This window comes from Marinomonas arctica (assembly GCF_003259225.1).
Lineage (GTDB): Bacteria > Pseudomonadota > Gammaproteobacteria > Pseudomonadales > Marinomonadaceae > Marinomonas > Marinomonas arctica.
In genome coordinates this window covers 25347-45406 of record NZ_QHJF01000001.1, presented here as the reverse complement: position 1 = coordinate 45406, position 20060 = coordinate 25347, and the positions used below count along the sequence as shown (strand labels likewise).

General features: G+C 43.4%; 23 protein-coding genes. 17 read left to right on the top strand and 6 right to left on the bottom strand.

Annotated features, from left to right (window positions below; all coding sequences use genetic code 11):
• Nucleotides 1-102: 102 nt before the first annotated feature.
• Both DK187_RS00220 and DK187_RS00215 read right to left on the bottom strand, forming a co-directional pair.
• Nucleotides 103-1131, bottom strand: a complete 1029-nt coding sequence (locus DK187_RS00220) for a putative 2-aminoethylphosphonate ABC transporter substrate-binding protein (RefSeq protein WP_111605318.1) — start codon at nt 1129-1131, stop codon at nt 103-105.
• A 182-nt stretch (nt 1132-1313) separates the two neighbouring features.
• Nucleotides 1314-2021: a UTRA domain-containing protein gene (locus tag DK187_RS00215; RefSeq protein ID WP_111605317.1), complete on the bottom strand. Its 708-nt coding sequence runs from the start codon at nt 2019-2021 to the stop codon at nt 1314-1316.
• Nucleotides 2022-2263: 242 nt separating this feature from the next.
• Between DK187_RS00215 and DK187_RS00210 the strand changes: the two genes are divergently transcribed.
• From DK187_RS00210 to trhA, 3 genes are all read left to right on the top strand, one after another.
• Complete coding sequence (locus tag DK187_RS00210; RefSeq protein ID WP_111605316.1) at nt 2264-3028, top strand: undecaprenyl-diphosphate phosphatase; 765 nt, start codon at nt 2264-2266, stop codon at nt 3026-3028.
• Nucleotides 3029-3171: 143 nt separating this feature from the next.
• Nucleotides 3172-4266, top strand: a complete 1095-nt coding sequence (locus DK187_RS00205) for an amidohydrolase family protein (protein WP_111605315.1) — start codon at nt 3172-3174, stop codon at nt 4264-4266.
• A gap of 112 nt (nt 4267-4378) precedes the next feature.
• On the top strand, nt 4379-5038 hold the full coding sequence (gene trhA / locus DK187_RS00200) for a PAQR family membrane homeostasis protein TrhA (RefSeq protein WP_111605314.1): 660 nt from the start codon (nt 4379-4381) through the stop codon (nt 5036-5038).
• A gap of 51 nt (nt 5039-5089) precedes the next feature.
• Here trhA and DK187_RS00195 read toward each other — a convergent pair whose 3' ends face one another.
• Complete coding sequence (locus DK187_RS00195; RefSeq protein WP_111605313.1) at nt 5090-5485, bottom strand: helix-turn-helix domain-containing protein; 396 nt, start codon at nt 5483-5485, stop codon at nt 5090-5092.
• 162 nt (nt 5486-5647) lie between these two features.
• Between DK187_RS00195 and DK187_RS00190 the strand changes: the two genes are divergently transcribed.
• From DK187_RS00190 to DK187_RS00180, 3 genes are all read left to right on the top strand, one after another.
• A complete protein-coding gene (locus DK187_RS00190; protein WP_111605312.1) occupies nt 5648-6832 on the top strand; it encodes an EAL domain-containing protein in 1185 nt (394 codons plus the stop codon).
• A 134-nt stretch (nt 6833-6966) separates the two neighbouring features.
• Nucleotides 6967-8586, top strand: a complete 1620-nt coding sequence (locus tag DK187_RS00185) for a methyl-accepting chemotaxis protein (protein WP_111605311.1) — start codon at nt 6967-6969, stop codon at nt 8584-8586.
• A 153-nt stretch (nt 8587-8739) separates the two neighbouring features.
• A complete protein-coding gene (locus DK187_RS00180; RefSeq protein WP_111605488.1) occupies nt 8740-9030 on the top strand; it encodes a YkgJ family cysteine cluster protein in 291 nt (96 codons plus the stop codon).
• Nucleotides 9031-9065: 35 nt separating this feature from the next.
• On the opposite strand, the gene DK187_RS00175 is transcribed toward DK187_RS00180, so the two are convergent.
• Nucleotides 9066-9443 carry a VOC family protein gene (locus tag DK187_RS00175; protein WP_111605310.1) on the bottom strand — a complete coding sequence of 126 codons (378 nt, stop codon included), beginning with the start codon at nt 9441-9443 and terminating at the stop codon, nt 9066-9068.
• A gap of 91 nt (nt 9444-9534) precedes the next feature.
• On the opposite strand from DK187_RS00175, the gene DK187_RS00170 reads away from it, so the two are divergent.
• A complete protein-coding gene (locus DK187_RS00170) occupies nt 9535-9888 on the top strand; it encodes a thioredoxin family protein (RefSeq protein WP_111605309.1) in 354 nt (117 codons plus the stop codon).
• On the opposite strand, the gene DK187_RS00165 is transcribed toward DK187_RS00170, so the two are convergent.
• Nucleotides 9878-10144, bottom strand: coding sequence for a hypothetical protein (locus DK187_RS00165; protein WP_111605308.1), 267 nt, complete (start codon nt 10142-10144; stop codon nt 9878-9880). The genes DK187_RS00170 and DK187_RS00165 overlap by 11 nt on opposite strands.
• A 143-nt stretch (nt 10145-10287) precedes the next feature.
• Here DK187_RS00165 and DK187_RS00160 point away from each other — a divergent pair, with 143 nt between their 5' ends.
• Nucleotides 10288-11250, top strand: coding sequence for an N-acetylmuramoyl-L-alanine amidase-like domain-containing protein (locus tag DK187_RS00160; protein ID WP_223232212.1), 963 nt, complete (start codon nt 10288-10290; stop codon nt 11248-11250).
• Nucleotides 11251-11252: 2 nt separating this feature from the next.
• On the opposite strand, the gene DK187_RS00155 is transcribed toward DK187_RS00160, so the two are convergent.
• Nucleotides 11253-11660, bottom strand: a complete 408-nt coding sequence (locus tag DK187_RS00155) for a DUF2721 domain-containing protein (protein WP_111605307.1) — start codon at nt 11658-11660, stop codon at nt 11253-11255.
• A gap of 204 nt (nt 11661-11864) precedes the next feature.
• Here DK187_RS00155 and paeA point away from each other — a divergent pair, with 204 nt between their 5' ends.
• The 9 genes from paeA (at nt 11865) to DK187_RS00115 (ending at nt 19994) form a co-directional block, all read left to right on the top strand.
• Nucleotides 11865-13142 carry a polyamine export protein PaeA gene (paeA, locus tag DK187_RS00150; protein ID WP_111605306.1) on the top strand — a complete coding sequence of 426 codons (1278 nt, stop codon included), beginning with the start codon at nt 11865-11867 and terminating at the stop codon, nt 13140-13142.
• 39 nt (nt 13143-13181) lie between these two features.
• The gene (locus DK187_RS00145; protein ID WP_111605305.1) at nt 13182-13778 is read left to right on the top strand and encodes a glutathione S-transferase N-terminal domain-containing protein; all 597 of its coding nucleotides are present in this window, start codon (nt 13182-13184) and stop codon (nt 13776-13778) included.
• A 201-nt stretch (nt 13779-13979) separates the two neighbouring features.
• Entirely contained in the window at nt 13980-14120 is a 141-nt protein-coding gene (locus DK187_RS21075; RefSeq protein WP_162623458.1) for a hypothetical protein, read from the top strand.
• 413 nt (nt 14121-14533) lie between these two features.
• The gene (locus DK187_RS00140; RefSeq protein WP_111605304.1) at nt 14534-14839 is read left to right on the top strand and encodes a DUF883 family protein; all 306 of its coding nucleotides are present in this window, start codon (nt 14534-14536) and stop codon (nt 14837-14839) included.
• A 17-nt stretch (nt 14840-14856) separates the two neighbouring features.
• Complete coding sequence (locus DK187_RS00135) at nt 14857-15231, top strand: hypothetical protein (RefSeq protein ID WP_111605303.1); 375 nt, start codon at nt 14857-14859, stop codon at nt 15229-15231.
• Between the two features lie 2 nt (nt 15232-15233).
• Nucleotides 15234-15659 carry a hypothetical protein gene (locus tag DK187_RS00130; protein ID WP_111605302.1) on the top strand — a complete coding sequence of 142 codons (426 nt, stop codon included), beginning with the start codon at nt 15234-15236 and terminating at the stop codon, nt 15657-15659.
• Nucleotides 15660-15776: 117 nt separating this feature from the next.
• Nucleotides 15777-17360, top strand: coding sequence for an ABC-F family ATPase (locus DK187_RS00125; protein WP_111605301.1), 1584 nt, complete (start codon nt 15777-15779; stop codon nt 17358-17360).
• Nucleotides 17361-17483: 123 nt separating this feature from the next.
• Entirely contained in the window at nt 17484-17897 is a 414-nt protein-coding gene (locus tag DK187_RS00120; protein WP_239494807.1) for an MmcQ/YjbR family DNA-binding protein, read from the top strand.
• A 195-nt stretch (nt 17898-18092) separates the two neighbouring features.
• Entirely contained in the window at nt 18093-19994 is a 1902-nt protein-coding gene (locus DK187_RS00115; RefSeq protein ID WP_111605299.1) for a PhoX family protein, read from the top strand.
• Nucleotides 19995-20060 lie beyond the last annotated feature (66 nt).

The window sequence follows — 20060 nt, the reverse complement described above, 5'->3', positions numbered from 1 at the left end:
AAAATACGGTTGATCAAAAAAACGTCAGACCCACATGGTACTGTGCGTCTGACGGGTCTTTCTTGATCCCACTTGTTTCACTCTGTGATTGACGTGTGGGAGTTATTTTGGCTCGCTTTTACTGTCATAACGCTGTTGCCATTTTGTTAAAATCGCATCGCGGTTGGCCGCTGACCAGGCAAAGTCGTTTTCAATCATCAGTGCTTCAGCATTGGCTGGGAAGTATTCGACAGGTTGTGCAATGCCTGGCATGGCCACCACGGCGTAGCCTTCGTTGTACATTTCGTTGGCTTTTTGAGAGGCGGCCCAATCCGCTAGGATTTTGGCTGCTTCAAGCTTGTCTGTGCCTTTGATGATGGCCGTGGCTTCCATGTCCCAGCCTAAACCTTCGGTTGGAAAAACGATGTCCAGTGGTGCGCCTTCTTTTTTGGATTTGGCCGCACGAAAAGCAAATGAAATACCAATAGCGGTTTCCCCTGATGCCGCTAATTTACAAGGTTTAGACCCTGAATGCGTATAGGTGCCAATGTTGTTGTGAAGCGCATCCATGTACTCCCAGCCTTTGTCTTCACCAAACAGTTGCAACCAACTGCTGACGTCCAGATAGCCTGTGCCCGATGAACTTGGGTTTGGCATTACGATGTGGCCTTTGTAAACAGGGTTTGTGAGATCTTGCCACGAAGTCGGTTTGGGTAAGCCAAGTTTTTCGGCTTCGACTGTGTTGTAGCAGATGGCGGCCATCCACGCGTCCATGCCCGTCCACACAGGATTTTCTGATGTGTCTTTAAATTTAGGGGACAGTTGATCGTAGTTTTTTGGCTTGTAACTTTCGAGCATATTTTCGTTTTTGAGCAGCATTAAGCTCGTCGCCGCTAAGCCCCAAACGACATCGGCTTGAGGGTTGGCTTTTTCTGCTAGTAGTTTAGCCGTGACTATGCCTGTTGAGTCACGTACCCAATTGATTTTGATGTCTGGATGGTCTTGATTGAAGCGAGCCGCGTATTTTTTCAAATCTTCCGCTTCTACGGCAGAGTAGACAGTGAGTTCTGTTGTTGCTGCGTGAGCGGCTATGGAAACCATACCGATACCGGCGATAGCACTAAGACTTTTTATCAAGGGCTTAATAGTCATCTTCACTTCTCCATCTTTCATCATTTGAGATTGATTTAAACTGGTATAGACCAGATTGGTTAAGCAAGATATCAGCCAAATATGTCAAATCGATGACATAAGAATGAATTTATTAGGCTGGGGCGACAGGAAAAAGCCCTTTCTAAGGAAAAGGCGCTGGAAGTAGGGTGCTACAAGGTCGGTCAGTCTCGGATGGCGATGTTGATGGTAACGGCATCATGCCGCCAAAACTCGTAATCCACCTCAAGTACTTGTTTGTCTGCCGTGTAGTTAATGCGCTCGATGTGTAAGCCCGGCTGGCCTGCTGAAATGCCCAAATCATCGGCGGCGCTGCTTGGCAACGATGTGGATTTAAAGACCAAATCCATGTCTCGATATTCCCGCTGATAGTTATTTTTCAACAGCTGGCTTAAAGACTGAGTAAGGTCTTCTTTTTCGATGCCGGGTAATAATCTTGTGTTGATGTACATTTTTTCAATCAATACGGGGCGTTGATTGATATAGCGGCGGCGATGAAGATACAGCACTGGTGCGTGCTCAGGAATGTTCATTAATTGGGCAATATAGGCGTTGGCGGGTTCAATTTGTTGCATCAATTTTTCTGTATGCGGCACGAAGCCTTGTTCCGTGACGTACAAATTAAAACTAAGATGACTGGATGGGTTGTATACCACAGCAGGTGGTGTGACAAACCAGCCTTTACGATTCTGTCGATAAATAAGACCTTCAGCTTCTAGGTTTTGCAGTGCTTGCCGAACCGTGACGCGGGTAAGTTTGAATTGTTCCCCTATCTCTCTCTCCGATGGCAACTTGCTGCCTGATTTGAGGGTTTTTAGCTCAATCAGTTCGCGAAAGTAGCCTTGCAGTTGATAGTAGTGGTGGGTGGACATGGGTCGTTCCTATGAGAAAACAGCTTTGTACGGCAGGGGTGAAAAAAGCACCGTACAAAATAGCGTTTTGATGATCATAGGTCAAAGCAAAGATAATGTTTTCAGATGAAACCATGTTGCTCGACTTTTTACTTTTCTTTCACATTTCTTTGTCTATAGTGTTGCCCTTTTAGTATGGCCCATTTCAAAAAAAGCCAAGCATTTTTTTACACTTGTTCGAGGAATAACTTAGGTCAACAACGATGGATATATTACAGAGTGGCATTTTAGGTTTGGTGGAAGGGGTAACGGAGTTTTTGCCTATCTCTTCAACGGGTCATTTGATTGTGGTCAGTCAGTGGCTGGGTATGGAGCAAACAGAGGGTAATAAAGCGTTTGAGGTGATCATTCAACTGGCGGCGATTTTGGCTGTTATCGCCAATTATAAAGCGCGTTTTACACTTCGGCATTGTCGTTTGTGGTGTCAAGTTTTTGTGGCGTTTTTACCCGTTGCTATAGTGGGCTTTTTGTTTCGTCACCAAATAAAAGCCCTGTTTTCCGTGTCGGTTGTGGCCACCATGTTTATTGTGGGTGGTATTGTTTTTTTAATGGTGGAAAGGTGGCTTAAGCATCGATCTCCCAGTGTTGAAAATTTAGATGACTTGAGCTTTAAACAAGCGTTGTGGGTTGGGGTTGCGCAACTATTAGCGCTTATTCCTGGCACTAGTCGAGCCGGCTCCACCATAGTGGGGGCTTTACTGGTGGGGTTAAGCCGGAAAGCCAGTGCTGAGTTTTCTTTTTTATTAGCCTTACCGGTGATGATGGCGGCCTCAGGTTATGATTTACTGTCAAACTATCAGGAATTTGCTGGCGAGCAATGGCAACCCTTGGTGTTTGGTTTTGTTGTCGCCTTTCTTAGTGCGTTTGTGGTGATGAAGTTATTTATGGTGTTTTTAGAAAAGTTCACCTTTGTGGCGTTTGGTTGGTATCGAATTTTGTTTGGCGTGCTGCTCTTGTTTCTTACCTAGTGATTACATCGCGCCTTACTTTGAGTCAATTGGATGAGGTTTAAGATAAACATCGAACAGTGGTTTACACAGAGGCAGAGATGTTTTGTAATGCTTTAAAGTGTTTACCTTATTGAGCCTGTAAACTGTTGGGAATGTGTGTTATGCGTCGTTGTTTACCATGTGGTCTGTTGGTTTCTTTGTTGCTGAGTGGATGTGCGTCTTCCGATAACACGCCAGTTTTGCGTTCATTGGATTCGTTCAAAGGAGAATCCGCTTGTTATGACAGACAAACTGAACCCTACACCGCTGTGGTGGATACGCACTTGCATTATCGTCCGTTTGATGGCCGGGCTATTCCGTTTAATGAGGTGAATGACTACTTATCGCAGACCAGTGTTCGATTTGCTAACGTGTATGGCATCGGGCAAATGCTACCGTCAGACTCTCTTTGTTCTAATTATTTAAAATGCCCTGGTACGCCCGTGTCGCCTACCACGCGTAATGATTTTGTCAATGCCGCGAATATGCTGGAATACAAACCGGATGATCTTCATCTGACATTGTCTATGACCTTTACTGATTTGTCCGACCCCGAGCCCACTGTCGCCCTGATGACGCTTTATGAAAAGGAATACCCAGGGTTATTTCATTGGATGGGGGAGGTCAATTTGGTGAAGCAAGCGCAATTCAATAATCGTCATAAACCCGCTACTCCTCAAGATATTACTCAATGGGCCGGTTTTATGGCGGAGTTAAGAGCGAGAGATTATCCAATCACCATTCATTCAGACATAGGGAACGATGCCTCACCTACCTTGTATTTGCCTTTAATGGAACGGGCGTTAGCCTTGTATCCACATAACAAAATAGTCTGGGCGCACATGGGCTTGTCTTATGAGCAGACAAACATGAAGGCCTCTGAACATATTGCTATTTTGTCGCGATTGTTGGACCAATATCCGAATTTGATGATCGATATATCATGGCGAATTTTAGAGGATTATTATTTTAGCAAAGCAGCCAATCAGCCTTTGTATGTGGCTTTTCTTAATCGTTATGCAGAACGTATTTTGCCAGGCTCGGATTTTGTTGCCTTCCGAGGAAATAATTTTAAGGTTTACCAGAAAGAATTAGAGGCCACGAGTCGCATACTTCAATATTTGGATGATAACGCATTTCGTAATATTGCGTTGGGAGAGAATTATTTCAAATTATTGAAACTTGATTATCAGGCACCTATGGTGTGTAAACGCTGAAAAGTATTGCCGCTGGTTTTCTTCTGATTTGCTTTATTTATTCAATGTCTTTCGTTGTTAAATACGCTTATTTGTTTCATGCTTTTATTTCTTCACTTAGGAGGCGTTGAGTATGAAAAAGTTCTTTTCTGCGGTTCCCAATCGAGGACAGTCGTTAGGCGAAGAAGTCGCTAATAGTATCAGCCATGGCTTGGGGCTAGTGGCCGCAATTGTGGGTACGCCGTTTCTTATTTTAAGTGCGATTGATTACGCTGACGTGAGTTTTCTAGTCGGCGTTAGTATCTTTTCTGGCACGATGATTTTGCTCTATTTGGCATCAACACTTTATCATGCAATGCCAAAAGGTAAGGCGAAATATGTATTTCGTGTGATAGATCATTCGGCAGTGTATTTACTGATTGCAGGCACTTATACACCGTTTACCTTGGGGGTGTTACAAGGCGTCTGGGGATGGTCGCTGCTGGCGGCGGTTTGGACGTTGGCTCTGGTTGGCGTGGCCCTTAAAGCCTTTGGAAAGGCATCTCATCCTGCGCTCTCTACGACCTTATATGTTGTTTTAGGTTGGCTTATCCTTATCGCTATTAAGCCACTTGTCTCCCTAATGGAACCGAATGGCTTACTTTTGTTGGTATTGGGCGGCGTGCTTTACACCTTGGGAGTGGTGTTTTTTGTGATCGACTCGAAATTGCACTACGGCCATCTGGTGTGGCATTTGTTTGTGCTCGCTGGAACGGTTTGCCATTATTTTGCGATTTTTTATTATGGCGCCTAGGGTGCGTTTTGCCGTGGGCTTCTGTTAATGACTTTGCTGGCAGATTTTGCCTTATTGGCCAATTTTAGTTTGCCATTTGTGTAAGATTTTAAGTTGTTCTAATAATAAAGATTTATTATTAGGTGTTAGTTCATTGAATAAAGTGATTAGAATTTTTGTATCTTGAGTGAAGGTTAGGGAGTCTGTTCCTACATTTTTCTCTGTATTCTCTTCCTGCCTTAAAAAATCAGCTATGTCTTCTAGGGGTTGTTCGCTTGCAGCGTACAATGTAGAAGGCTTTGTATTGAGTGCCTTAGCTAGTTTTTGTAATACTTTCTGGGAAGGTTGTCTCTGACCTTTTTCAATTCGTGACACATTGCTGGTGGCCATGTCAGCTTCCAGTGCGATTTGTTCTTGTGTCATCTTACGTTGAATACGTAAGGTTTTAATAACGTGGCCAATATTCATGGCAAGATTATCCGTTTAATTTTGCCTATATGGCAAAACCTGACAGGCAATTTGCTTGACACTTTTTGCCATATAGGCAATATTGGTGAAGGTTTGTGTCTTAAAGACAAATAAAAGACCGTGTCTGGTGTTAATCGAAGCATGCAGTAGAAGGATTGACTTGTGAAAACAGAGGGGATGAATACTGGACATGATTGGCAGGAGTTACAAGAAACGAATCATGGCTTTATTGTATTAGACAGTAATGATGTGATTGTTTCGTGTAACAATCAGGCGCAAAAAATGTTGTCTTCCTCGCGTTTTTATTCAAAAAATGACGCTCTATTGCCTCTGGGCTGCTTTTGGTCTGAAGCCGAACAGCGCATTTACTCTGTTGCTGAATTTAGGCGTATTGTCGGAAAAAGTATCACTCTCACCTTCATGCCTACTCAGAGTGAGTCTTATAAAATTAAGGTGCAAGTAGAGACGTTTCAGTTACTTGGTCAGCATTTTTGTAGCTTGCTTATACAAGAGGCTTGCCCTACTCCTAGTGACTATGTGGAGTCCTATTTGCGTGATAGCCGTCAGTCTTTAAGTATGGCTCAGATGTTAAGAACAGATTTGCAACAGAGCAAATTAGCCCTGCATTATCAACCTCAAATTAACGTGTCGAGTAATCAGCTTTATGGTGTTGAAGTGTTGGCTAGATGGCATAACGAAGAGTTAGGGCATGTTGCCCCTGACGAGTTTATTGCATTAGCAGAAAACTTTGGTTTCATTGCTGAACTGGATTTATGGGTACTCCGTGGAGCTTGTCGACAGCTGGCGGCGTGGCGTAAAAAAAATATAAATGTCCCTCTTATTGCCGTTAATTTTTCTCCGCTTAGCTTTAGCTGTCCTAGCCTAAAAAACGAGATTCAGACCATCTTGGAGCAGAATAGTCTTATGGCGACTTGCTTGGTGCTGGAAGTTACGGAAAGTAAGAAAATAAAGCCATCAGATCCTTTTGTTGATGTTGTTAGCGAGCTTCATTCGATCGGTGTGACTATTTCATTAGATGATTTTGGGACTGGGTACTCAAATTTAAAAAGATTATTAAAGTTTCCAGTCTCCCAGCTAAAGCTAGATAGAGCGTTTGTCAGTGCGCTACAGAATAAGCTTTCTGTAGAGTTAAGTTATATGGTGCTTTCTATTAGTAAGAAAATAGGCGCTGTGGCTATAGCAGAAGGGGTAGAGACACAACAACAATTGTCTTACTTAAAAGCAATAGGATATGACGTCATTCAAGGGTATTTATTTTCTCCACCGTTGTCGACACAGAGTTTTGAAAGCTGGTTTTTAAATGAAACCTTAATGTCTGAAAAATAAAAAGCCATCGGTAAGCATTTTATTATGAGAATCTTTACCGCTATTTTGCTTTACAGTTTTTGTTGTTTTCTGCCGTTGGCTGTTCTGTCAGGTGACTGCTTTTTGAGTGTTAAATACGAAAAGAGGATAAGGTAATGTTAAGGAATATAAATATTCGATCGCGATTATTGATGGGTTTTTCATCGGCAATCATTTTGATGATTATTCTAGGTGGCGTTGGTATTGCTACGATGGATAAGATTCGCTCAAATTCAGAATTGATTGAAACAAATGTTTTGCCAGCTATTACAAGCTTGGGGGATATGAGTACGGATCTGATGCGGGTCAGGATTTTTACATTAAGGTTATTAAGTTCAACAAGCGAAGAGAGTAAAAAAGAAGCCTTTTCTGCGCTTGATAGAATAAAAAAGAATGTTGCCAAGGCGCGTGCCGAATATGAAGTAACTATTGATACAGAGAGTGAAAAACGTTCGCTTGAGCAGTTTATGAAACAAGAAAGTAATTATTATAGACTGCAAGGACAAGTGACTGAATTGGTCATGAAGGGGGATCAGTTGGCAGCCGAAGTGCTTCTACCTGAAATGAACGACGCAGCTGATGACATGGTGAGGATGCTGCGAGCCATGGTGGCAGCAAATCAAAAGGAAGCGGATGAAGCGGCTTTAGACTCAGTAAAAACGTATGACGAAGGCTTTGTTTTGATCAATATCGTGATAGCCATCTCTGTGGCGTTGGGGGTCGCGATTGCCATGGTACTGTCAAAGAGCATTAACAAGCCGCTTTTAGATGCGGTGAATTCTGCCGAGATCATTGCTAAAGGGGATTTGACACAGGCCATTGTGCCAGAAGGTAAGGATGAATTGACTCGTTTAACCAATGCACTTAAATCGATGCAGGGGAATCTACGAGAGGCCATAGTTCACATTGGTGATTCTTCTAGCCAGTTGGCATCGGCAGCGGAAGAATTAAGCTCTGTCACGGAAAGTTCGTCGAATAGTTTGATGTTGCAAAATAACGAGATTCAATCGGCTGCCTCTGCTATTGCGCAAATGAGTTCGGCGGTGGATGAAGTGGCTCGAACAGCGCAGCAAACCTCAGAAGCGTCTGCTGATTCAGCCACATTGGCGGCAGAAGGCAAAGCGCGAGTTGGTGAAACAACGGCTGTGATTCTTGATATGAATAAAGAGATGACGAACAGCACTCGAGTGATTAATCAATTGGCCGAGCAAGTGGCCTCAATTGGTCAGATTCTAGATGTGATTCGAGCCGTGGCAGAGCAGACCAACTTGTTGGCCTTAAACGCGGCGATAGAAGCGGCTCGTGCGGGGGAAACGGGTCGAGGTTTTGCGGTTGTCGCCGATGAAGTCAGAAATCTTGCCCATCGTACCCAAGAGTCCACCGGTGAAATAGAGACCATGGTACGTCAGGTTCAGCTTTCGGCCAATGAGGCGGTGACGTCTATGGAAAGCACAAGCCAAAAAACCAACCAAGCACAAACCGTTGCCGCTGAAGCGTCTAAGGCATTAGAGCAAATTACCGCACGCATTATTGCTATCAGCGACAGTAATCATGTCATTGCCAGTGCGGCAGAAGAGCAGTCTAACGTGGCAAAAGAAATAGATGGCAATATCACAACCATTAGTGACTTGGCCGCGCAAACGGTTGTCGGAGCGAATCAGACCAGCGCCAGTACGGCAGAGCTGACGCGATTGGCGATAGAGCTTAATGAGTTGGTGGTGAAATTTAAGGTGTAAGTGTTGGCGTTATTCAGGAAGCCCTCATCAATGGGGGCTTTTTAGTCGATGGCCCTGAACAGCGACAAAGATTCTCTCGATATTAATCTGGTTAATATCTTCTCATTGAGATCAGGTGTATATTGCGTTTTTCTCAATCACTCGTGGCGGCTTATGACCATTGCTCTCAAGAATATCGTTGACTCTAGTGTGACTTGCTCGCAATGTCAGGCATGCTGTTGTCGCATGGAGGTGATGATCATCAGTGACACTGGCGTACCAGATAGGCACATATCGGTCGATGAGTGGGGTGGTGAGACCATGCTGAGGCTCGACGATGGCTGGTGCTCTGCGGTCGATAGAAACACGTTTCTCTGTACTATTTATGACAATCGTCCTTGGATTTGTCGCGAGTTTGAAATGGGTTCCGATGAATGTCGAGAAGAGTTTAACGTTATTAGGTAGTGATCCATGGTCACTACCTAATAATGATTGTGTGTTTACAGTCTATACATGGCGCAAAGTTTATTACCTGATGGGTCTCTTAAATACGCCAAATACAATTTCATGGTTCCCAATGAGCGAATCCCTGGCGCGTCTTCACAGCTGGTTCCGCCATTTGCTACCCCTGCCGCATGCCAAGCTTTTACCGCCTCTTCAGATGTAGCTGAAAAACCAATCGTGCTACCATTGCCGTGACTGGCCGCTTCGCCGTTTATTGGTTTCGTAATCGCAAAGGTACCAGTATCTGTGCGATAAAAGCATCGACCTTTTGGATCAACAAAGCCTTCGCCATAGCCAAGTGTTTTAAACGTTGCATCATAAAATGCTTTTGACGCTTGTACATCATTGGCGCCTAACATAATGTGGCTGAACATGGTGTTTTATCCTTATCTTATGATTGTGGTTTGACAGTGCTTTATCTCACAGCAGTGTGGCTTATTCAAATGGTGAAAAGAGGATTTTTTGATGCAGGCAATGACCATCGGTTTTAATTCAGAATATGCCGAAGAGGCACCCAGCCTTGAAGAAATTGAAGGTTTAAAGGGACCTGTTCTGTTGGAGTTTGGTGCGCCTTGGTGCGGACACTGTCAAGCGGCTCGTGACGCCATAGAGGACACAATGAAGTCAAATGCTGACATGGCTCATATCAAGGTCTTTGATGGTAAAGGGAAACGACTTGGGCGGCAATTTGGTGTTAAGCTTTGGCCCACTTTAATCCTGTTGCAGGATGGGCAAGAAGTGAAACGCATTGTACGTTTTACCTCAAAAGTTGAGGTGCGCGAATTACTTGCGTATTGCAGCGTTTTGTCTAAACCGTGATGTCAATGAGTCGACCGATGGTTTTATCGGAGGCGTCTATGACTCTAGCATTGGCTTTCGCTTCTAGCTCACTGCTTTTGGCTTCCAGTAAGCCGTCTTGAATGGCGGAGCCATATCTAGCGTTAGCTTGGGTGCTATTTTGACCAAGCGTTTGAGTCGATGCGTTGGCAACTTTTTGGCTGGCGAGGTCTAATCTGTCTTGGCTGCGTTGTAAGCCTTGTTGACCATAAGGAAATGAAGTGTTGTTGATTTGCATAAATTGCTTTTATACCTGCAGCGTCATTTTTTTAACTTGGGTTAAATACTAGCATATAAAGAGGGTGTTTTTTAACCAGTGATTGTTTTTTTATGTGTGTGACGGATATTGGTCGTAATGGGGATGTGTATATGGGTCATAGAATGAAAAGAGCGTTAATGGTTGGCTCATTGGTTTTAGGTATTTTATCTCCGATCGCAGTACCAGCAAGCGCAACGGACTCAGTGTCGGTCAATGGGCTTGATGCGGCGAATAAAGCGCTTTTTTTTCAGACGCTAGACCGCCATCACGTTACACAAGACTCCTCATCTTACGTCGAAAAAATGGATGCCTTGAGTCAGGTGTTATTGGGGGCTGTGTATGTCGGCGGCAGTGTTGGTGAAGGGGAGCAAGGGAAATATGACAAAGATCCTTTGATGCGTTTTGATGTATTTGATTGCACGACTTATGTTGAAACTTTGTTGGCAGGTGTTATGTCGACGTCTTCGGCTGAGTTTGAAGCCAACCTAATGGCACTGCGCTACAAAAATGGGGAGGTGTCTTTTGTGTCACGTAATCATTTCCCCAGTTTGGATTGGTTTCACAACAATCAAGACAAATTACTGGATATCACGCCAGAAGTGGCGGGAGGTGCTGCCCGAGTGGCGCAAACCCTTATCGATAAAGCCGCTTGGTACCAGCATCTTACTGGTGAGATTTTAGGCTGTGATGCCACATCTTCTAATAAGTGCACAACGCTGTTGGGTCAGCTAAAAGCCGAGGGCAGCGCTTTTTCACCAGAACCTGCTTACCTACCTTACGTGCCTTTGACTGCGTTGTTTGTTGGTGCTGAGGGGCGAGTAGACCAAGCGTTACTAGATCGTATTCCCTCTGGCAGTGTGATTAGCATGGTGCGTCCTGACTGGTCATTAAAACAATGGATTGGCACCAATATGAATGTGTCCCATCAGGGCATTGCCATTCGTAAGCAGGGTGTACTTTTTCTTCGTCACGCCAGTTTGACACACAAAAAAGTCATGGATGAAAATTTCGCAGAGTATTTTTCTCATTACGCAAGTGGTACCTCTTCACTAAAAGGTTTTAATGTTCACGTATTGCGTCATTAACATTATTTTTTGCGATTATGCTGTTTAAAGTTGGTACTAAAGTATTGTAAATGCAGCTCTAAGGCATCACATGAGATGGTGATCTCTCGAACGGATAAATACAGAGAATACATGAGGCAAACCAAGCTGGCACCAAAGATATAGCTGCCTGCTTGTTGGTATTCTAGATAGATTGCCATCATCGACAATACGCAAAGAAAGAAACTGATTACCCCTGCTTCTTGCATGCGACGTATCAAATAAATGCGTTTACGTAGGTTAGCAATTTGCTCTTTGATATTTTCATCTTCCAATTTCGGATCAAAGTTACGAATAATGGAGGCCAAGGTGACAAAGCGATTGGTGTAAGCCAGTAGCAATAATGAAACCGCAGGGAATAGCATAGCGGGAGTGGTTAGTGTGATAATCATGATCGACCTTGATGGGTGAGTTAAAAAATCTTATTGCGCTATTTTACGGTGTCATCTGTATGTTGAGTATCGTCTATAACCCTTCTGAAAGTATAGAAAATAAGCATTGTATCGATTTAACTACCTTCTATAATGCTGCTTTAATAATGTCGGAATGTCTATTTGAGAGTTGGTTCCGTCTTCCTAGCAACAAGAGAGATCAAAATGAGTGATATGCTAAGTATTGGCTTGCTGATTATAGCCAGTGCCCTGTTTGCTATGTCTGAAATAGGCATGGCCGCCGCGAGGAAAATCAAACTGCGAGTGCTCGCAGATGAAGGCAACGTAAAAGCTCAGGCGGTGATAAAATTACAGCAAAAGCCTGGTGCATTTTTCGCGATGATTCAGATAGCCCTAAATGCTATTGCTATTTTAGGCGGTATTATCGGTGAGCAAACGTTAACGCCTTATATCAGGCAAGTCGTGAACTTGATTTATTCTGGGCCATTATTAGATCAAATCAGCTTTGTCTTTTCGTTTCTTTGTCTTACATCCTTGTTCATCTTATTCGCTGATTTATTGCCAAAACGCTTGGCGATTATCATGCCTGAAGCCGTGGCTATCCGTATGGTAACGCCCATGCTGTGGGTGACGTTTATACTAACGCCAGTGGTTTTTCTATTTAACGGCTTAACCAATACCATTTTGCGAGTCTTGAATGTGCCGATTGAGCGTGAAGAAATCGTTACCACGGAAGACATTGTTGCCATGATGGACGCTGGGGCGGAAGATGGCAGTCTACAGCGACAAGAATATCAGTTAATCGGTAATGTGTTTGAATTAGAAACACGAAGCATTTCCAGTACCATGACGCCAAGAGATCAGATTATTTATTTTGATATTGATGACAGTAGTGAAGAGATTAGTCAGAAAATCATTGATCATCCCCATAATGATTTTTTAGTGTGTGATGGCAGTTTGGATAAAATCCAAGGCATTATAGAATCAAAAGAAATTTTACGTTTGGTGTTAAAGGGTGAACCGGCGCACATTAAGCCAGAAAAAATTGACAAAGATGTGTTCTATTTGCCTGAAACGCTGACTCTTTCAGAGGCTCTCAATGCCTTTAAAGTCGCGCCACAAGCGTTTGCTGTTATTGTTAACGAGTACGCCACTATCGTTGGTATTGTGACAGTAAAAGATTTGTTAGGCGGCTTTATGGGGGGCTTATTAACGCCTCATGACGAAGAACAAATCGTTCAGCGTGACGCAAATTCTTGGTTAATAGAAGGGCTTACACCGATCAATGATGTGATGCGCAGTTTGGGCATTGAAGAGTTTCCAGATCGCACCCAATATGAAACCTTGGGAGGGTTCATTACTTATAGCTTGAAGCGTTTGCCAAAGCGTACTGATTTTTTTGTTCATGAAGGCTATAAGTTCGAAGTATTGGATTTGGAAGGCGTTAGGGTTGAGCAACTTTTAGTCACCAAGCTGAAGTAGATCTGATTACTTTTCTGAAATATAACAAGGAAATGTCGTATGCAGTTAGTTGTGGGAACCTTATCTACTTGGTCACTTCGTGCTTTTATATGTGCTCGATTGGTCAACATTCAACCAGATCTTATATTGATAGATTTAGAGAAACCTGGTTATAAAGCTGAAGTACTGAAATATTCACCAACAGGCTTGGTGCCAGCGTTACTGGTTGATGATTTTGTTGTGTGCGATTCTTTGGCGATTGTGGAGTATTTTAATGAATGCTCAGATGGGGCATTGTATCCAAGGGAGCAGTCAGAAAGAGCGCAAGCTAGAAGTCTGTGCATGGAAATGCACTCTGGTTTTGTTAGTTTACGTTCTCGCTGCCCGTTTACGTTTGAAAAAATCGAACCTTTGGCTGATTTTAATGGGGTAATACAAGAAGATATTGAGCGCATAAAGGTTATTTTTGCGCAGGCTAAGGGCCCCTTTATGTTTGATAAAGCTGGAGCTGTTGATGCTTTTTTTGCGATTTTAGCTTTTCGATTAGATATTTATGGTATTTGTCTTGATGGTAAGGCAGGTGATTATCAGCGTAGCTTATTGGATTGGCCTTTATTAAAAAATACAGTGGCTTCAGCTCGTCACTGGTCTAGTTGATCTCATATTAAAGTGTCGGTTTTATGCCTTTTATTGATTAAAGCGGTCACTTTTCCTTTTTATAAGCATTCTATGTCAAGAACGTGGAGCCTTGTCCATCGAATGGGGAAAGAGACTTTCTTTAGCTATTTCTGACGTATCCTTGCATTTTTCAGTGCTAGCCTAATGTTTCCAAAATTATTAAGGATAAGGAGGAGCATTATGTCTCGCTTAATTAAAAAGTTCATCAATGTGCAGGTGTTTAAACGTCATCCTGATAAACATGAGAGCGTGGAAGTGAACAGTGATTTTGATCTGGATGAATGGAAAGGCTGGGATGCTTGGGTCGATGTGAAAAAATAGTGTTGCTTACAGAATATACGGATGGACAGTCAATCTGTAGCAAACCAATAGGTATCTTTATGAGTTTATCCTAAAAAGGCAAACTGTGCAGGTGGCACGAGTTTGCTTTTTTTTATTTAACTGTCTTATCTTGAGCAATAATACGTTTATTTTAAAGATTGATTATAAAAAAAGGAAAGAAGAGGTGTTTTGGTGAGTGCATTTGACCACGGCTAATTAACCCCGTAGTGTAAGTAAGGAAAGGTAAATAAATGTTTTTTCGTTTTGTTGCGCAACTGGTGGCAAAACAAAGAATCTCATTTTTATCTTTTTAGACTGTTTATCCAGTCAAAAGAGCGGTCCAAGAAGGGGCCGTTTTTCGTCGCTATATTGGCGTTGGAAAGAAAATTTTAATTCTAAAAGGAGAATGAAAAATGGCTACAACTACCAAAAGCACGACCCAAGAAAAAGCCCATGAAAAAGTAAATAACGCAGCCGAAGCCGCCCATAAAGGGGTTGATAGTGCGGCTGAGATGAAAGAGCAAAGCCAAGAGCGCATTGAAGAAGTGGCTCAGCAAATCAGTGAACAAGCTCACAAAATTGCAGATACGGCCAAAAATCAATCGGAAAAAATTTCTTCTGCCGTGGGGGAGTATGCCAAAGAGCATCCTGTTAAGACCATTGGTATTGCCTTTTTAGCGGGTGCTCTAGCCGCTAGTTTATTATGCAAGCGTAAATAAGTATTAGGAAAGCATTCATGGAAGCACCTCACTCTGAACCACAGCAAGCGCCATCGGATCTTGATGCGGTGGCTGAAGCCCATAAAAGCTGGCTAAAGAGTGTGTTAGGGCTAGGGGCGTTAGAAGCGAAGTTATGGGTGGCGTCGAGCGCCCAGCTCCTTGCCTTAATGTGTGGTGTGGTTTTTCTTATATTAACCACGTGGTTGCTCATCATAGCAACAGGTGCGGCGGTTGCGTGGAGTTATGGTTTTTCGTTGGTGGGTATCTTGCTAACCGCCACCCTAATTACTTTTATCAGCGCCGTTGTTTTGTTGTATTTGGTTAAACGTACTCTTGAGGGCATGAATTTTACCCGTACTTTAGATGCTATTATTCCAACGGATGAGGACTGATTATGTTTGGTATTAACCGTATGTACAAACAGCGAGATCGGCTTTATTTGCGTACTCAGATCTTGGAAAAACGCGCTAAAATATCCCGTGATAAGGCCATCGATAATTTGCTTGGCAAAGCCACCAGCCCGGCTGGGTTGTTGGCTAGTTTTGTCTTGGGCGCAACGACTCAATTGGACATTACTCGAAACGCCAGAAAAAATTTACTTAACGGTGCCAGCAAGGAGGTATTGAGCTTTGTCATCGCGCAGCTCACAGCCTATTTAACGCTTGATACCAAAAAAGCCGCCGCGGAACCGCACAAGTCTCAGGCATCACCAACGACGGCCGAGAATTTTCAAACAACGCCAGAGACAGAAACATCCTCGCCTTCCGCCCAAGGCAAAGAAGAAACACCGCTGGCAAACGTTCAAAAAAACATCACTTAATCCTCGACTTTAGCTGACGAAATCTCTATATTCGCCCATCTTTGTGTTTGTCTTTCGACCCTAATTTAGTGGTCTATATAAACGTTTTTCTTTTCTCTTTGTTTAGGGCTTTTTCCTTTGATCTCCACGGCTAATATCACCATGCAATTTGGCGCAACGCCATTGTTTGAAAACATCTCGGCAAAATTCGGTAACGGTAATCGTTATGGCCTAATTGGCGCGAATGGCTGCGGTAAGTCTACTTTTATGAAAATCCTCAGTGGGGCACTAACACCGACTTCTGGTAACGTGTCTATTACCCCTGGTGAAAAAGTGGGTACCTTAAGTCAGGATCAGTTTGCTTTTGAAGAATATACGGTTGTTGATGCCGTTATTATGGGCGATGTGGCACTTTGGAAAGTCAAACAAGAGCGTGACGCGATTTATGCCAAGCCGGAAATGAGTGAAGAAGACGGCATGCGTGCGGGGGAGTTGGAAGCCGAATTTGCTGAAATGGATGGCTACAGTGCGGAAAGTCGTGCAGGTGATATTCTGTTGGAAGCAGGCATTGCGGAAGAATTTCATTTTGGTTTGATGAGTCAAGTGGCACCGGGCTGGAAGTTGCGTGTGTTGTTGGCACAAGCCTTGTTTGCGAACCCTGATATTTTGTTATTGGACGAACCGACCAACAACTTGGACATTCATACCATTAACTGGTTGGCGGGTGTGTTGAATCAACGCAAATGCACCATGATTATTATTTCCCACGATCGTCACTTTTTGAACTCTGTGTGTACGCACATGGCAGACATTGACTTTGGTGAGTTGCGCATTTATCCGGGTAACTACGAATACTTCATGGAAGCGTCGTCTTTGATTCGCGAACAGTTACTCACTGAGAACGCGAAGAAAAGTGCCGAGATGGATGACCTCCAAGCGTTTGTGAATCGCTTTTCTGCGAACGCCTCAAAAGCCAAACAGGCCAGCTCTCGTGCTAAAAAATTGGAAAAAATTGAATTAGCGGAAGTCAAACAATCCAGTCGTATGACGCCTTCTTTGAGCTTCAAACAAGACAAGAAACTTCACCGTCATGCGTTGATTTTAGAAAACCTTGGTCATGGTTACGATGAGTTGCTGTTTACCGGCGGCAATATGATTTTAGAAGCCGGCTCAAGATTGGCAATTATCGGTGAAAACGGCGCGGGTAAAACCACTTTTTTACGATGCCTAATGAATGAGTTAGATGCTCAGCAGGGTGAGATTAAATGGGCCGAAAACGCAGTGATTGGGTATTGCCCACAAGACAGTACTGAAGATTTCGATTGCGACTTAACCCTGTTCGATTGGATGTCAAAATGGCGTACTGCCAAGCACGATGATCTAAAAGTACGTGCTATGTTGGGGCGTTTGTTGTTCACCGCAGATGATTTCAATAAGAAAGTACGAGTGTGTTCTGGTGGTGAGAAAAACCGTTTGTTGTTTGGTAAGTTGATGATGATGGACTTAAACGTCTTGGTCATGGACGAGCCGACTAACCACATGGATATGGAAGCCATCGAAGCGTTAAACAACGCTTTGTTGGAGTTTGATGGTACTTTGATTTTTGTTAGCCACGACAGGGCTTTTGTGTCCTCTTTGGCAAACAGAGTCATCGAAATCAAAGGGAAAAAAGTGATTGATTTCCAAGGCACCTATGATGAGTATCTGGCTCACCAAGCATAAATGTCTTCACTGTCCTCTTTAATAGAAGCCGCTTATTGAGTCATCAGTAAGCGGTTTTTTTATTTATGCTGCTTGCAAGTTTGTTGAGCGAAGTTTATTTATTCATTAAGAATGTTTTATAACATGCTAGATAGGATGCTGTTGGTGAATAGTTTAGCGATAAAAAAGTACCTGTTATCTAAACCTGAATCGATTGAAGATTATCCCTTTGACGATCATACCCCGGTGTTTAAAGTTCAAGGCAAAATGTTTGCGTTATTAAGTCAGTATCAGGGGCGTCTGTTACTCAATGTAAAATGTGATCCGCATCATGCCATTGAGTTGCGTGATGTCTTCAGTGATGTGATTCCCGCTTATCATATGAATAAACGTCATTGGAATTCACTTATCGTAGAGGGCGATTTACCAATGGGAGAAATTCAACGTCAGATTGATCATTCCTATGCTTTGGTGGTGAAAGGCTTAAAAAAATCCATTCGCGAGGGCTTGGAAGTGCGTCATGGTGCGCTTGCTTTATACCGCGGTTCTTCGATTTAAAATGGTATAGCTAACATCCTTAAACGAACTTTATCATGATAATGTCGTTTAATTGTCATCCTAATGTCATGTTTTGTTTATAGATTTAAGACAACTTCTCTTGCAGGGGAGAAGGCGTTGTTTGCGTCGTTGTGGGCGCGCTACTTAAAAACGCTACGAATCAAATAAATCTATTAGACAATATAGGGCAGTATTATGATTATTGAACAAAAACAGAACTTAAGCTTTGATGAATTAGATGAGTTAGTACGTCCAGCGCCAGAAGTGGTTGAGTTTGAGGAAGTAGCACATAGAATGGTGTCTCGTCGTGGCTTTTTGAGTGGCGGTGCGGCGGTTGGCGCGAGTGCATTCGTAATGGGTTCTACGACATTGGCAGCTGGCAATGCGCTTGCTGCAGCAGAGACCGCTGAATCTCGTTTAGCGTTCAGCATGGTCAAAGCCAACACGCTGGATACGATTACGGTGCCAGAAGGTTATAAGTGGGAAGTGGTGGCGTCTTGGGGAGATCCATTATTCAGTAATGCACCGGCTTTTGACCCAATGACAGGCGGCACTGGAGCGTCTCAAGAATTGGCTTTTGGCGATCACAACGATGGTATGGCTTTCTTTGTAAAAGATGGCAAACAAATTATGGCCATCAACAACGAATACACCAATGAAAAAACACTTCATGCTAACCGTGCGGATGGTATGCCAATCAACGCCGATGATGTACGCAAAAACAAAGCGGCGCACGGCGTGTCTATCATTGAAGTCGATCAACGCGGTGGTAAATGGGGCATTGTTCAAGATTCTCCTTATAACCGTCGTATCACCGCTGACACTGAAATGGACATTACAGGTCCTGCCCGTGGCCATAAATGGATGCAAACCTCTGAAGATCCAAAAGGTGTGGTAGCAAAAGGAACTTGGAACAACTGCGGTAATGGTCAGACGCCATGGGGTACTTATTTAACTTGCGAAGAAAATTTCAATGGTTACTTCACTGCAAGTAAAGATTTTAAAATGCCTGATGATTACAAACGTTATGGTGTCAGTAACGAAGGTCGTTATAACTGGGCTTTGTCTGATGATCGTTTTAACTTAGACAAAGAGCCAAACGAGCCAAACCGCTTTGGTTACATTGTTGAGATTGATCCTTTGGATCCAACTTCTCGTCCTAAAAAACGTACTGCACTCGGCCGTTTCAAGCATGAGAATGCTGAGTTAACCATTGCGGCAAATGGTCACGTAGTTGTCTACCTTGGTGATGATGAGCGTGGTGAGTTCTTGTACCGTTTCGTTTCTAAGCACAAATATTTAGCCGGCGGTAATAACCGTGATCTATTGGAAGAGGGCACACTGTATGTTGCCAAATTCCATGACAATAACCGCGGTGAGTGGCTAGCTCTAACGCCAAAAACCACTGGTATGACAGAAGCGGAGATTGCGATTCATACCCGTATGGCGGCCTCTAAAGTCGGTGCGACGACGATGGATCGCCCAGAATGGGTAGCCTCTCATCCACATAAAGTAGAGGCGTACTGCGCGTTAACAAACAATTCGAATCGTGGTGTTAAACCAAACGCTGGTGGCGATGAGACACCAGCGGTTGGCCCGAACCCTCGTGTTAAAAATAATTTTGGTCAGATCGTACGTTGGATGCCAATGAACGAAGATCATACTAGTGCGGAATTTAAGTGGGACTTGTTTGTCTTAGCGGGCAACCCAGCAGTATATACTGACGCGAATGCGGGTTCTAAAAACATTAATCAAGACAACATGTTCAATTCGCCTGATGGCTTGAAGTTTGACTCGAAAGGTTTGTTGTGGATTCAAACAGACGGTAACTATTCGAATGAAAAAGACTTCCAAGGTCAAGGCAATAATCAGATGTTAGTCGGTGATCCAGAAACGGGTGAAATTCGCCGTTTCCTAGTAGGGCCAAAAGAGTGTGAAATCACTGGTCTTGCTTGGAATGCGAGTAAAACGACTATGTTTATCAGTGTTCAGCACCCAGGTGAAGATGGTAATTCTCATTGGCCAAATGGTGGGCAGTCGGTTCCTCGTTCCAGTGTGGTTGCTATCTCCCGTGAAGACGGCGCTGTCATAGGCTAACACTTTTTAGTGGTCTACTCGGCCACATTGTTCTTAGTTTATAAGCCAGCATGTGAACGCATGCTG

What these genes read in the sequence shown, in the direction of transcription:
- DK187_RS00220 (WP_111605318.1), bottom strand. Translation starts at nt 1,131, where the DNA reads ATGACTATTAAGCCCTTGATAAAAAGTCTTAGTGCTATCGCCGGTATC.
- DK187_RS00215 (WP_111605317.1), bottom strand. Translation starts at nt 2,021, where the DNA reads ATGTCCACCCACCACTACTATCAACTGCAAGGCTACTTTCGCGAACTG.
- DK187_RS00210 (WP_111605316.1), top strand. Translation starts at nt 2,264, where the DNA reads ATGGATATATTACAGAGTGGCATTTTAGGTTTGGTGGAAGGGGTAACG.
- DK187_RS00205 (WP_111605315.1), top strand. Translation starts at nt 3,172, where the DNA reads ATGCGTCGTTGTTTACCATGTGGTCTGTTGGTTTCTTTGTTGCTGAGT.
- trhA (WP_111605314.1), top strand. Translation starts at nt 4,379, where the DNA reads ATGAAAAAGTTCTTTTCTGCGGTTCCCAATCGAGGACAGTCGTTAGGC.
- DK187_RS00195 (WP_111605313.1), bottom strand. Translation starts at nt 5,485, where the DNA reads ATGAATATTGGCCACGTTATTAAAACCTTACGTATTCAACGTAAGATG.
- DK187_RS00185 (WP_111605311.1), top strand. Translation starts at nt 6,967, where the DNA reads ATGTTAAGGAATATAAATATTCGATCGCGATTATTGATGGGTTTTTCA.
- DK187_RS00180 (WP_111605488.1), top strand. Translation starts at nt 8,740, where the DNA reads ATGACCATTGCTCTCAAGAATATCGTTGACTCTAGTGTGACTTGCTCG.
- DK187_RS00175 (WP_111605310.1), bottom strand. Translation starts at nt 9,443, where the DNA reads ATGTTCAGCCACATTATGTTAGGCGCCAATGATGTACAAGCGTCAAAA.
- DK187_RS00170 (WP_111605309.1), top strand. Translation starts at nt 9,535, where the DNA reads ATGCAGGCAATGACCATCGGTTTTAATTCAGAATATGCCGAAGAGGCA.
- DK187_RS00165 (WP_111605308.1), bottom strand. Translation starts at nt 10,144, where the DNA reads ATGCAAATCAACAACACTTCATTTCCTTATGGTCAACAAGGCTTACAA.
- DK187_RS00160 (WP_223232212.1), top strand. Translation starts at nt 10,288, where the DNA reads ATGAAAAGAGCGTTAATGGTTGGCTCATTGGTTTTAGGTATTTTATCT.
- DK187_RS00155 (WP_111605307.1), bottom strand. Translation starts at nt 11,660, where the DNA reads ATGATTATCACACTAACCACTCCCGCTATGCTATTCCCTGCGGTTTCA.
- paeA (WP_111605306.1), top strand. Translation starts at nt 11,865, where the DNA reads ATGAGTGATATGCTAAGTATTGGCTTGCTGATTATAGCCAGTGCCCTG.
- DK187_RS00145 (WP_111605305.1), top strand. Translation starts at nt 13,182, where the DNA reads ATGCAGTTAGTTGTGGGAACCTTATCTACTTGGTCACTTCGTGCTTTT.
- DK187_RS21075 (WP_162623458.1), top strand. Translation starts at nt 13,980, where the DNA reads ATGTCTCGCTTAATTAAAAAGTTCATCAATGTGCAGGTGTTTAAACGT.
- DK187_RS00140 (WP_111605304.1), top strand. Translation starts at nt 14,534, where the DNA reads ATGGCTACAACTACCAAAAGCACGACCCAAGAAAAAGCCCATGAAAAA.
- DK187_RS00135 (WP_111605303.1), top strand. Translation starts at nt 14,857, where the DNA reads ATGGAAGCACCTCACTCTGAACCACAGCAAGCGCCATCGGATCTTGAT.
- DK187_RS00130 (WP_111605302.1), top strand. Translation starts at nt 15,234, where the DNA reads ATGTTTGGTATTAACCGTATGTACAAACAGCGAGATCGGCTTTATTTG.
- DK187_RS00120 (WP_239494807.1), top strand. Translation starts at nt 17,484, where the DNA reads ATGCTAGATAGGATGCTGTTGGTGAATAGTTTAGCGATAAAAAAGTAC.
- DK187_RS00115 (WP_111605299.1), top strand. Translation starts at nt 18,093, where the DNA reads ATGATTATTGAACAAAAACAGAACTTAAGCTTTGATGAATTAGATGAG.